The 13,078-nt window shown below is 27.1% G+C and carries 13 protein-coding genes, 1 riboswitch and 1 other annotated feature; of the genes, 1 reads left to right on the forward strand and 12 read right to left on the reverse strand.

What is annotated here, in order from left to right:
* Positions 1-275 precede the first annotated feature (275 nt).
* The 12 genes from HCG76_RS11040 to cobT form a co-directional block, all read right to left on the reverse strand.
* The gene (locus tag HCG76_RS11040) at positions 276-1,760 is read right to left on the reverse strand and encodes a cobyric acid synthase (protein ID WP_221700266.1); all 1,485 of its coding nucleotides are present in this window, start codon (positions 1,758-1,760) and stop codon (positions 276-278) included.
* A complete protein-coding gene (locus HCG76_RS11045; protein WP_221700265.1) occupies positions 1,753-2,415 on the reverse strand; it encodes a diphthine--ammonia ligase in 663 nt (220 codons plus the stop codon). Before HCG76_RS11045 ends, HCG76_RS11040 begins: the two co-directional genes overlap by 8 nt.
* 130 nt (positions 2,416-2,545) lie before the next feature.
* Positions 2,546-3,301 (reverse strand): ABC transporter ATP-binding protein, encoded by a 756-nt coding sequence (locus tag HCG76_RS11050; RefSeq protein ID WP_221700264.1) that lies wholly within the window; start codon positions 3,299-3,301, stop codon positions 2,546-2,548.
* Positions 3,302-3,312: 11 nt separating this feature from the next.
* On the reverse strand, positions 3,313-4,344 hold the full coding sequence (locus HCG76_RS11055; RefSeq protein ID WP_221700263.1) for a FecCD family ABC transporter permease: 1,032 nt from the start codon (positions 4,342-4,344) through the stop codon (positions 3,313-3,315).
* On the reverse strand, positions 4,325-5,254 hold the full coding sequence (locus tag HCG76_RS11060) for an ABC transporter substrate-binding protein (protein ID WP_221700262.1): 930 nt from the start codon (positions 5,252-5,254) through the stop codon (positions 4,325-4,327). Before HCG76_RS11060 ends, HCG76_RS11055 begins: the two co-directional genes overlap by 20 nt.
* A 281-nt stretch (positions 5,255-5,535) precedes the next feature.
* A riboswitch (cobalamin riboswitch) is annotated at positions 5,536-5,718 on the reverse strand.
* A 24-nt stretch (positions 5,719-5,742) separates the two neighbouring features.
* Positions 5,743-6,816, reverse strand: coding sequence for a threonine-phosphate decarboxylase CobD (gene cobD / locus HCG76_RS11065; protein WP_221700261.1), 1,074 nt, complete (start codon positions 6,814-6,816; stop codon positions 5,743-5,745).
* Positions 6,817-6,831: 15 nt separating this feature from the next.
* Complete coding sequence (cbiB, locus tag HCG76_RS11070; RefSeq protein ID WP_221700260.1) at positions 6,832-7,776, reverse strand: adenosylcobinamide-phosphate synthase CbiB; 945 nt, start codon at positions 7,774-7,776, stop codon at positions 6,832-6,834.
* Positions 7,777-7,795: 19 nt separating this feature from the next.
* On the reverse strand, positions 7,796-8,398 hold the full coding sequence (locus HCG76_RS11075) for a histidine phosphatase family protein (RefSeq protein ID WP_221700259.1): 603 nt from the start codon (positions 8,396-8,398) through the stop codon (positions 7,796-7,798).
* A 178-nt stretch (positions 8,399-8,576) separates the two neighbouring features.
* The gene (locus tag HCG76_RS11080) at positions 8,577-8,954 is read right to left on the reverse strand and encodes a bifunctional adenosylcobinamide kinase/adenosylcobinamide-phosphate guanylyltransferase (RefSeq protein WP_221700258.1); all 378 of its coding nucleotides are present in this window, start codon (positions 8,952-8,954) and stop codon (positions 8,577-8,579) included.
* Between the two features lie 51 nt (positions 8,955-9,005).
* Entirely contained in the window at positions 9,006-9,761 is a 756-nt protein-coding gene (locus HCG76_RS11085) for an adenosylcobinamide-GDP ribazoletransferase (RefSeq protein WP_221700257.1), read from the reverse strand.
* Positions 9,762-9,795: 34 nt separating this feature from the next.
* Complete coding sequence (locus HCG76_RS11090) at positions 9,796-10,323, reverse strand: bifunctional adenosylcobinamide kinase/adenosylcobinamide-phosphate guanylyltransferase (protein WP_221700256.1); 528 nt, start codon at positions 10,321-10,323, stop codon at positions 9,796-9,798.
* 8 nt (positions 10,324-10,331) lie between these two features.
* Positions 10,332-11,432, reverse strand: a complete 1,101-nt coding sequence (gene cobT / locus HCG76_RS11095) for a nicotinate-nucleotide--dimethylbenzimidazole phosphoribosyltransferase (RefSeq protein WP_221700255.1) — start codon at positions 11,430-11,432, stop codon at positions 10,332-10,334.
* Positions 11,433-11,547: 115 nt separating this feature from the next.
* Between cobT and HCG76_RS11100 the strand changes: the two genes are divergently transcribed.
* Entirely contained in the window at positions 11,548-12,405 is an 858-nt protein-coding gene (locus HCG76_RS11100) for a choline kinase family protein (protein WP_221700254.1), read from the forward strand.
* Between the two features lie 364 nt (positions 12,406-12,769).
* Positions 12,770-13,002 (reverse strand) — a binding site (T-box leader).
* Positions 13,003-13,078: the final 76 nt, after the last annotated feature.

Below are 13,078 nucleotides of genomic sequence, written 5' to 3' on the forward strand. Positions count from 1 at the left end.
TCTGCTATAAAAAATATTTAATATTATATTTATTTCCTTTATAGTTTTATATTACATTATATTGAAAATAAATTCAATAAATTTATTTATTTTTTTCATTTTTTACCTTTTTTGTATAAATTAATTTTAATTTAATAAATTTTCTCTCCTCTCTTTATGAAATCGTTAACGTTTTTTTTCTATGAAATCCCTCAATCAAAATAGGAAAGCCGTTAACTTTTCTTCAACAGCTTTCTTATTTTACTGATTTTTTTCTGACATATTAAAAATACTTATTACTTATACTTAATTACTCTTTCTATATTAATGTTTTCTTCAAATAATTTAGCTAACTCATTATATTGATTTAACTTATAAACTCTATAATCTAATATTTCATTTTCTATAATCTTTAATCCCTTAGCTTCTCTTATATCATTTATAAATTTCAATAAAAAATCTTCTTTATCAAAAATTCCATGTAAATATGTTCCTAAAACATTTTTCTCTTTATTATAAGCACCTAATACTTCATTATTTTCACCATTTATAAAAACTAAAGCTTCATCTCTAATATTTGTCACTCCATTATGTATTTCATATCCTGTGACTTCAACTCCAATACATGATTTAAATATACTACAAGAACCTTGAATAACACCCTTTACTTGCTTTGTTCTTTTTTCATCATTAAAAACAGTTTCAATATCAAGAAATTGGAATCCTTTTTCAGACGTAACTTCCCCTTCAATTCCCTTTAAATCGTAAATATATTTACCTAACATTTGATATCCACCACAAATGCCAAAAATAATTGTCCCTTTCTCTTCCAGTGATTTTATTTTATCAAAAATTCCATTTTGTTTTATATATCTTAAATCATTTATAGTATTTTTTGTTCCTGGTATTATAACTAAATCTGGATTGTCTATATCCTCCACATTATCAACATATCTTACAGTAACATCTTTTAATCTTTCTAAATTGTTAAAGTCAGTAAAGTTAGACATATGAGGTAGTCTTATTATCACAATATCTAATCCAATTATATTTTTATTTTTTATTCTTTCTGTTACACTATCCTCATCCTCTATATCTAACTCAAAATAAGGTAATACTCCAAGTACAGGTACCTTTATTATATCTTCTAACTGTTTCATTGCATCTTTGAAATAATCTATATTACCTCTAAACTTATTTATTATAACACCTTTAACTCTCTTTCTTTCATCTTCACTTAAAAGCATTAAAGTACCTAAAACTGATGCAAATACTCCACCTCTATCAATATCTGCTACTAATATTACATCTGCATCTGCAGCCTTTGCCATTGACATATTAGCTATATCTGTTTCTCTTAAATTTATTTCAGCACAACTACCTGAACCTTCTAAAATCATAACATCATAATCTTTTGAAAATCTATCAAATGTTTCTTTAACTATTTTTTTTAATTCTTTATTTAGCTCTTTATATTTATAAGCATCCATTGTACAATGAACTTTTCCATTTACAATAACTTGTGTTTTGTTATTTCCACTTGGCTTTAATAATACAGGATTCATATATGCCATAGGTTTAATTTCACAAGCTTCCGCTTGTACTACTTGTGCTCTTCCCATTTCTAATCCATCTTCAGTTACATATGAATTTAATGAAATATTCATAGCCTTAAATGGTGCTACTTTAAATCCCTTATTTTTATAATATCTACATAATGCCGTTGCTACTGTGCTTTTTCCAACTCCTGAAGCCGTTCCTAAAACCATAATCTTATTCATATTCTTTTTCCTTTACATCTAAAAAACCATGAGTTTCATTTTTTACTATATTTAAATATTCAAATTTAATAGGATATTTAAATAATGGTCCATCATAAACAAAGGTATGATATTCTCCATTTTCTCCACAAGGATCCGAACCTGTTGCTTTTATATCATTAACTAAATCCTTCGTTAATACTTTCCCTAAAAATCCTTCTCCCATACATTCAAGCTTTACATTTTTTATTACTGTTTTGAATCCTGAATCAATAAACTCATAAACTAACTCTTCCCTATCTTCTTGCCATAATGGAAAAATAGCTTCTATATTAGCTTCTTTACATCTATCTGTACACCAAGCTCTATGAGCTTCTAAATCTATATCTCCAAATACACAAGAATCAATTCCTAAAGCTTCTTTTGCTTTTTTTAATGCTTCACTAAATTTATATTCATAATCATTGCCATCAGTTTCAACTAATATTAAAGGAATATTTAATGATTTTGATACCTCTTTTATTAAATTTTCAGGAACTCCATGAAACCAAGATCTATTTCCCTTTTTATTTACTGTTATAAGTAACCCTAATGGAGTATTTCCGCTTTTTATCATTCTATATAATGCTAATGTACTATCTTTACCACAACTATATGACATTATAAAACTATTCATGTAAAACATCCTTTCTTTAATATTGCAAAATATCTAATATAAATAGTAGATTATTAAATTCTATTATTTATATTAGATATTTATATTATTACATATAAGCTTTCATTCATTATTATAATTCTATTACACGCTATTTCCATTTTTCTAAAACTTCAAGCATAAATCCCTTTATATCAACGCCATAAACTTCTTTTAAATTATTTTCACTTAATACCTCTTTTGGTGTACCGTAGCTAACTATTTCTCCATGATTCATCATCACTACTTTTTCTCCAAAAGCCTGAACTAAATTTAAATCATGTAATACTGCAACAACAATTTTATTATTTTCTTTAGTCCATTTATTTAAATAATCTAATATTTCTATTTGACATTTCAAATCTAAATGATTAGTAGGTTCATCTAAAAGAATTACATCTGGATTCTGTGCAAATGCTCTTGCCAAATATACTCTTTGTAATTGTCCACCAGACAATTCACTTATTAACTTATCTTTTATATCCAGTAAGCCTACGTTTTCTATACTCTTAAGTATTATTTCTTCATCATTTTTATTTATTTTTGAAAACACACCCTTTAAATGTGCATATCTTCCTAAAGAAACTGTCTCATAAACTGTATATGGAAAATAAATATTACTTGCTTGAGTCATTAGTGCAACATTTTTTGCTAAATCTTTTCTATTTAACTTTTTCACTTCTTTAGAATCTAATATTATATTACCCTTATAATCTAAAAGATTAGCTATAGATTTTAAAAGTGTACTTTTCCCACATCCATTAGGCCCAACTATACAAAGATTATTACCACGTTCAATATTAAAGCTTACGCCTTTAACAATTTCCTTATTATCATAACCACATCTAACACCTTTTACTTCTAGCATTAAACTATCACCTACTTTGATTTTTTAAAATATATATAAGCAAAAAATGGTCCTCCAATTAATGCCGTTATTGCTCCTACTGGTAATTCTGATGGTGATACTATAGTTCTTGCTACTAAATCAGTTATTATCATCATACAACCACCTAACACTACTGACATAGGTATAACATAAGCATGTTTAGACCCAAATATTTTTCTAACAACATGTGGTGCAATTAAATCTATAAATCCTATTGTTCCACTAAGTGCAACTGCACTTCCTGTAAGTATTGCTACAAATAAAAATAGTTTTCTTTTAACTTTATTTGTATCTACTCCAATAGTTTTTGCTTGATCTTCTCCAAAGGTTAAAACATCCATTTCTTTAAAATAAAATGAAACACCTAAAATTCCTACAATAAAAAATGGAATTCCAGCTTTAACATAGCTCCATCCCCTCATAGAAAATGATCCCATAGACCACATAGTTATACTTTCCATTTTATCTGATGCTAATGCTGAAATTGTAGTTAATGTAGCACTAAAAAATAATGATAATACCATACCAACTAAAATAATGGTTGTATTAGATAGACCTCTATCTACTTTTTCAGCAAATTTTAATACTATTATCATGGTAATTAAACTACAAAGAAAACCAACTATTGGCATAGTTAATCTACCTAAAAATGGTATTGATGCTCCTGTAACAATTATAATTCCAACACCTAAAGACGCCCCTGAAGACAAGCCTAAGGTATATGGTGAAGCTAATTGATTTTTTAATACCGATTGTACTATTGCTCCACTAGCTGCTAGTGATCCTCCAACCATGAAAGCTAATAAAACTCTAGGTAATCTTAAGTTCCAAATAATCGTTACCTGCTTTGGATCAATTCCTTCTAATAATGGGACACTAAAAAATTTATTAGCTAGTATAGAAAAAGTGTCAAATATGCTAATATTGGAACTCCCTACGGAAGTTCCAATACATACTGTTAATAATACTAGTGGAATTGATAGTATTAATAATATTTTATTTTTATAAGCCTTTGTATTCATCTGGATAAACAGCTTTAGCCATTTCTTTTAAAGCCTTAATAATATTTTGAGAGCCTCTTGAAGATGAATTTTTATCTATTTGATAAACATCTCCATTTTTCACAGCAGTTATTGTGTCCCAACCTTCTCTGCTTACTATATCTTCAACAGCAGTTAACCCTGCTTCATTTGTACCTGGTGTATTAGCTAATATAACATCTGGGTTTGCATCTATTACAGCCTCTGGAGTTACTGTTATCCATGAGTTTTCTTCTCCAAATATATTAGTAGCTCCTATAGTTTCTATCATTTCATTTAAGAAAGTTTCATTTCCAAATGTATATAGTCCTGAACCTGCTCCTATTTCAAAATAAACATTTTTCTTATCTTGAATTGTATCACCTATAGCTTTTATAGCATCAACTTCTTTTTTCATTGAATTTACTAACTCTTTACCTTCTTTTTCTGTATCAGTTAAACTTGCTATAAATTCTATATCTCCATATATTCCCTCAATGCTATAACTACTTGGAATATATGCAACTGGAATTCCAGCTTCTTTTATTAAAGCAAATGGATCTTCATCTCCGGCTTTATTATGACCTGATGCTATTACTATATCAGGATTTAAAGCTATTATAGCTTCTGCATCTGGATTTCTAAAATCTATTTTTGGTAAATCTTTACTTACACCTTCAACATCCGCTGAATACTTATCTACAGCAACTAATTTATCCGCTAATCCTAATCCTACTAATACTTCTGTATTAGATGGTGCAGTAGAAATTATTGTATTAATTTCTGCTGGTAAATTAAATTCATTTCCTTCTCTATCCTGCATTGTTGTAGGCTTACTTGAGCATCCTACAAAAATCATCATAGCCATTACAAAAGTAGCTAATAATGATAAAATCTTTTTTGTCTTTTGCATTATTATTCCTCCTAAATTTACATCCTAGAGTGGTGTTTCTTTAGCTAGTACTATAATTTTTAATATCTCTAACTAAAAAAGAGTGCTTTCATTGATGAGAGCACTCCAAAATACAAAATAAACTTCAATCTAATGCAAAATAAAATTAAAAATTATAATAACTATTTATAATATCTTAAACTATCTGTTTAATTTATCAATGATATAATTCCACCTTATAGTTACCTTTTATTTTGCAATATCTTTTTTACTCGTATCTATTATCTCACCCTCAGAAGATAATATTTTCATCATAGTAGGCAGGTCTCCCGGCTTTACTTCATCCTACTTTTCAAACCTTCCCATATATATTTATACAGTGGTAATTTAAATGAATTTCGTCAGTATTACGGTTACTGGGGTAGCTTAGGATTTCAACCTAATTCCCTATTAAGATTAAAAACACCTATTATGGCTTAAATTTCATAATGATTATATATTCATGTAAATTATTTGTCAAATAAAATATTTTTTAATTGTCTAATTAATTCGTTATTCTCTTCTCTATTTCTTACTGCAACTCTGTAAAAACTATTATTTAAACCAATATAATTATCACAACTTCTAATTAAAATTTTCTTTCTTAATAGTTCATATTTTAAATCTATATTTTTTAATATCTTAAACATTATAAAATTTACACTTGGCTCAAAAACTTTTATAAAGCTTATTTCCTTTAAAGCACTATATAGATATTCTTTCTCATCATTTACATATTCTATACTATTTTCTATATAATCTTTTTCTTTTAATCCTTGTATTATTCCTTCAGTTGCCATTATATTTACAGTCCATGGAACCATTACTTTATTTATTTTATGAATAATATTTTTGTTAGAACATATTCCATATCCTATTCTTGCTCCTGGCATTGCAAAGAATTTAGTTAATGATTTTACAATTATTAAATTATTATATTGGTTTAATAATTCTTTACTTGAATAATTAATATTATCTTTAACAAAATCTAAGAATGATTCATCTATTACAACTATAGTGTTAGTATCTAAAGATTTTCTTAATACTTTTTCGATAAACTCTTTATCTGTTAAGGCTCCTGTTGGATTATTAGGGTTACAAATAAAAGTTATATCTATATTTTCATTTATTGATTCAATAAATTTATTATTTAATATAAAGCTCTCCTCTTCTTTTAAATGAAAATATTCTATATCTCCACCAATACTTAAAATTGCCTCTTCATACTCTGAAAATGTTGGGGCCGGCAATAATGCCTTTTTAGGATTTAAAGCTCTTATTATATTAAATATAACTTCAGCAGCTCCATTGCCTAAAATAATATTATTGCTACTTATACTTTCAAATTCTCCAATAGAATTTTTCAAATTAAAATAAGTTATATCTGGATACTTAATTACCTTATCTACTGCTTTTATCATACTACTTTTAATATTTTCGTTTAACCCTAAAGGATTTATATTAGCAGAAAAATCTATTATTTCCATTGGGTCATATTTATATTTTCTTGCTATTTCATCTACATTTCCACCATGAACTGCCAAAACTCTTCCTCCTAATTATACAAAATTTAAAATGCATCTTATTATTACTGTCATAATATATCCTAAAATAGAAACTCCATATAATATTCTATTTGTTTGATTAACCTTATTTAAATCTACCTTCTCTAGGTTATCACCAATAGTAGGTTTTTCTACAAGCTTACCAAAATAATAATTTGCCCCTCCTAGCCTAACGCCTAAAGCTCCAGCTACTGCTGCTTCTGGATGAGCACTATTAGGACTACTATGATTATTTTTATCTCTATTATAAATTTTAAAACTATTTTTATAATCTAACCATAAAACAAATGCTATTACCACTGTAAAATATCCTGTTAATCTTGCAGGTATGTAATTAAATACATCATCTAATTTAGCTGGAAAATATCCAAAATCGTAATATTTATCATTTTTATATCCAAACATTGAATCCATTGTATTTACAGCTTTATATAAAAATGCTAAAGGTGCTCCTCCAATTCCAGCATAAAAAAGTGGTGCTATAACACCATCAGACATATTTTCTGCAACTGTTTCTACAACAGCCTTAAGTATTGATTCTTTATCTAAATTTTCAGTATCTCTACCGACAATATAAGATAACTGCTTTCTTGCTCCTTCTATATCATCTTTAATTATGTATTTTACTACTTTTAATCCTTCTACTTTAAGTGCCTTTGTTGATATACAAAAATAAATCATTATAGATGCTAATACTACTCCAAAAATATTATTAATTGCATATGCACCTTTTAATAAATAATAGTTAAATAAAAATACTATTAATATTACTGATATCCAAGTCATTAATCCTGCCACTTTTAATGATTTTTTTAATATTTTTCTAAAAAACTTTTCAATAGTTTTGCATAAAGATCCTATTATTCTAATTGGATGTATTGGATTTTGAGGATCACCTATTATTAAATCTAATAAAAAACCTAATGTTATTTCTATCATTTCACTAACCTTTCCATAGCTAAATGCTATCTATATTTATAAATTTATATTTATCATCTACTTTTTCTAAAGTTATTTTATATCCTCTTCCACAGGATGGCTGATGCTCATAAAAGCTTTTACTATTATCATAAAAGACCTCTAAAATAGTTCCTATAGTTCCTCCATGAGAAATTAATGCAACTGAATTTATATTTTCTTTATAGCATTGTTCTAGAAATGCTATAAAGGCTTTTTTTATTCTCTTTCTATATTGAAATTTACTTTCCCCGTTAGGACATAATACTTGTCCCTCATTATCTGTAATCCAACTAATATAATCTTTATTTTCTTTAAGCATATCATAACTTTTAAGCTCAAAATCTCCAAAATCATATTCCCAAAATTCATTAATTTCATCATATTGTTTTTCTGGATATAATATTGATATTGTTTCATTTGCTCTTTTTGCTCCACTAGTAAAATATTTATTACATTCTGGATAATTAATTTGTTTTTTTATATCTTCAAGCTCTTTTATCCCATTTTCACTTAAATGCAAATCACTTTTCCCACAATAAAGATGTTTTTCATTAGCTTCAGTTCTTCCATGTCTTATTAAATATAATATTAACTTTTTCATTCATTTATTTTCTCCTTATAATTATCTCTTACGAGAATATCACTTTTAAAGCTTTTCTACAACTAAGTTTTTGTTGATACCCATATATTCACTATTATACTTCTAGTAATATTTTCTTAAAAAAAATAAAACCAACAAATAATATTGTTAGTTAAAAATAGTATTATTAACTAGAATTTTAACCTTTAATTATTGTTGGTATACCACAAAAAACTCTATATATGACTGAAGATTTTTTAGATAAATATTGAAGACATTTTCCTGTTTCCTCTCTCCAGATTCTATCTTCCTTCTTTAATGGGACTATTCCACTTGAAATTTCATCACAAATTATTATCTTATCTTCAAATAAATTAATATTATCTTTTATATAATCAAGTGAGTTTATATTTTTTAATACATTATCATATGTAAATTTATGAAATCCACAAATAACCTTTTTTGAAAAATCTATTTTATCACCCTTACAATAAAACATATCATCTTCAGTTATATTAAATTTCTCCTTAACAAACTCACTTTTCCCATTATATGCTCCACCAAATACTAAAACCATAATTTTCTCCTTAAAATAATTCCTATTAGCTGTATATATATTTATTAACGATTAAATGAAGCTTAAAATTAAAACTCCAACTGTTTCTGCTATAACAAGACCATATCCAGCACTATCACCAGACATTCCATCAAACTCTTTAGCTGCATTACTAACAAAAAAAATGCTCACTAAAATCATTGATAAACTCATTATTACACCATATATTCTAAATACAAATACTGAAATTATACTTGAAAGTATTAAACATGTTATTAATATTGCTTTATCTGCCTTTCCAGTTCCCTGTTTAAAAAATGCTCCTAATGAACTTCCCTTCATTGATTCCTTAGATAATAATAAATATCCCATTAAGCTTCTTGAAATAATAGGTATTAATATTAATCCAATAATACTATTATTTTTATCAACCACAGTATAAATTGCCGAAAAATTCACTACAAACAGCATAACTACAGATATTACTGCAAAAGCTCCAGTGTGTGGATCCTTTAATATTCTTAGCTTTTCTTCCTTATTTCTTCTTGATAAAAGTGCATCACAAACATCCATATACCCATCTAAATGCAACATTCCAGTAAGTAAAAATGGTGTTATTAGAGTAATAGCTGCTATTACCATAGTACTTGCTCCTAATAAAGAAAGAACTCTTAAAACTAAATACCATATAACTCCTACTATCAACCCTATTACAGGATAAAACTTCATTATATTTTTACCACCTTCATCATCCCACTCATACCTAGGCAATGGAATAATAGTAAACATACTTATTGCCATTAAAAATCCTTTATAATATTTTTTCATAATTATTCCTTTCTATCATTTTGCCTACCAGGCATTATAATTTATGATAGATTATATTCCCATAAGAACATTCTACTACCGTATTAGCTATAATTGCTAGTTTTCTATTTATAATTCCTAACTCTTTTCTAAAGCTTTCTGTATAACAATCATATTGCATACTATCACTAAATAAATAATCGGATACTATTACTACATTATCAGCTGAATTAACAATTTCTTCTAATCCATCTAAAATATCAATATTTACTTCTTTAATAAATTCCTTTCCCTTAAACATTGAATTAGTAACAAGTGATGTTATACTATCTATTAAAACCGTATCTTCTTGTGCTATATCTTTAGCAACCTTTTTCATATCTATAGTTTCTTCTATTGTATTGAATCCATATCCTTCTCTTTCTCTTAAATGATTTTCTATTCTTTTTAAATCTTCTAAATCATATGGATTCATAGTTGCAACATAATGTAGTTTACCATTTTTACTTTCTAATGATTTTGCTAAATCTTGCGCAAACATAGACTTTCCGCTCTTAGCTCCACCTACAACTAAAGCAATCATATTTCCTCCTAAACTATATAGTTCTCCTCGCCTCTGACTTCCTCTAAATAATCATCATTTATTTCAGCTTCAGCAAAGGTTGCCATATTATTCATCATTGCACAGCTAAATTCAACTACTGAAAATGCTATTGGGCATCCACTACCCTCACCTAATCTCATATTTAAATTTAACATTGGTTCTAGTCCTAAATCTTCTATTGCAATATTATATCCTATTTCCTTAGAAGAATGAGATGGTATTAAATACTCCTTAACTAATGGATTTATCCTTGTTGCAACAAGTGCTGCAACTACTGATATAAATCCATCTATAACAACTGGAATCCTATAATAGGCTGCCCCTAAAAAAACTCCAACCATTCCTGCTATGTCAAATCCACCAACTTTTGCAACTATATCAATAGGATTGCTTACATCAGGATTATTTCTTCTTATAGCTTCTCTTACAACCCATTTTTTCTTTTCAAAAGCTTCTCTAGTTATTCCAGCTCCTTTTCCAACTGCATCTTCAATATTACATCCTGTTAAGCTTACAAGTACTGAACTACTTGTGGTAGTATTGCCTATTCCCATTTCTCCAACACCTAATATATCATACTCTTCTTCATAAGCTTTACTAACCATTTCTATTCCTATATTTATAGCTTTAATACATTCATCCTGGCTCATAGCTTGACCCTTAATTATATTAGATGTCCCTTTTCTTATTTTTCTATCAATAACTCCAGGGATTTTTTTATCAGTATTAACGCCTATATCAACCACCATTAAATCTGTATTATTTTCTTTTGCTAATGCAGCTACCCCAGTAAGTCCTCTTGAAAAATTTATAGTTTGAGCTAATGTAACACTTTGAGGTGCCGATGCAACTCCTTCTTCTACTACCCCATTATCTGAAGACATAATAATTATACACTTTTTATTTATTTTATTTTTAACTTTTCCTGTAATTCCAGCCAGCTTTACTGCAATATCTTCTAATTTTCCTAAGCTTCCTAATGGTTTTGCAAGTGAATCTACTCTCTTTTTTGCTTCTTCTATAGTAATTTTATTTGTAGCTGTTATACCCTTTAAAACTACTTCAAAATCTATTTTATTACTTTTCATAACCTTCACCCCAATTATTATTTTAAACACGGCCTTTTTTTGTTATAATACTTTATTATTTGTTTAAATGTCAACAATGATATATTGAACAATATTTTTCATTTAGGAGAACAATATGAACACTACTTTAATAAATTTTTTAAAAAACCAACTAAAATGGAATATCACATACATATCTTCTATAGAAAAAATAGGTGGTCTTAGTAGCGAAAACTATAAAGTTTATTATAATAACAGTAATTATTTTGTTAAAATTTGCACACATAACTATTTACATACTGATAGAAAAAATGAATTCTTAATAATAAATAAAGCTGAAGAAATAAATATAGCTCCTAATTTATACTACTTTTCTACTACAACTGGTAACATGGTTACCTCTTGGATTAATGGAACTATGCCATCCTTAAATGATTTTTCTTCAGTTAAATTTTTGTCTAAACTTGTTGATTCTTTAGGAAGCTTTCATAATTTAAAATGCAAAAAATATTTCGATCCTTTTAATCATATAAGAGAAAGAATAAATATATGTAAAAATTTAAATCTACCTATACCTGAATCTATAGATACACTTTTAGATTATTTAAATACCTTAGAGATTAAACTTAGTAAAACTCCATTAATAGGTCTTTGTCATAATGATTTAAATGCTTCAAATATTATTTTAAACAATGATAGTTTATATTTTGTAGATTACGAATACTCTTCAATGGGAGATATATTTTTCGACTTAGCAACCATTTCTTGGTTTCTACCTGAAGAATCTAGAAAAACTTTATTAAAACTTTATTTTGGAGAATATACAAATGAATATTATACAAAACTATTAGATTATCTTTTTGTAGTAAAGTTTTATAATGCAACTTGGGCATTACTAAAAGCTAAAGATTCTAATTCTGATTATGATTACCTATCTGGAGCTCAAATGATATTTAAAGACTTACTTAACAATAACTCCATACGAAAGCTTTAACTAAACTGCGAACTACAGTGAGAACTAAAAATGTAATATTACTTTTCCGGTAAGCGGTGAAATTTTCGCCTTGAATTTATATATTTAATTCACTAACTAGTTTTCTTTTCATTTATTTTTACCTCCAAAATTCTATTAAAACTTTTTACATTTACTATTCAATTAAATAATTTTATTGCGCGCATAATAAAAATACTTAACTTAAAAAGCCCCTTGAGCCTTAAAACTCAAGGGGCAAAATAACTTTGCGGTACCACCCTTACTTAACAAAGTTAATATAATAATTAAGATATAAACACAATACCAGATACTAAAAGTTCATTTGTTAAATATATATTAATAACAAAAAAAAACTCCCACTCCATTTAGGAGTGAAAGCTATTATCTTCACGGTACCATCCTAATTTAACAATATATTATATTAATACTTTGTTATCTCAAGTCCCTATAACGTAGGATATCCGTCTTATCCTACTGAAAAAATTCAAATAAGCTCCTCCAGAATGTCTTTCAATATTTCCTTTCACATAGGCTTACACCATCCCTACTCGCTTAAGATACTCAGTAAATATTTACTCTTTCCTTCAAAGAATTTAACTTTTGTAAATGATAATATAACAATGAACAGAAAATGGAAAATAAAAATGTACAAAAATGATCATTAGTTATATCC

It is taken from the genome of Clostridium sp. K13 (assembly GCF_019734195.1).
Taxonomy (GTDB): Bacteria; Bacillota; Clostridia; order Clostridiales; family Clostridiaceae; genus Clostridium.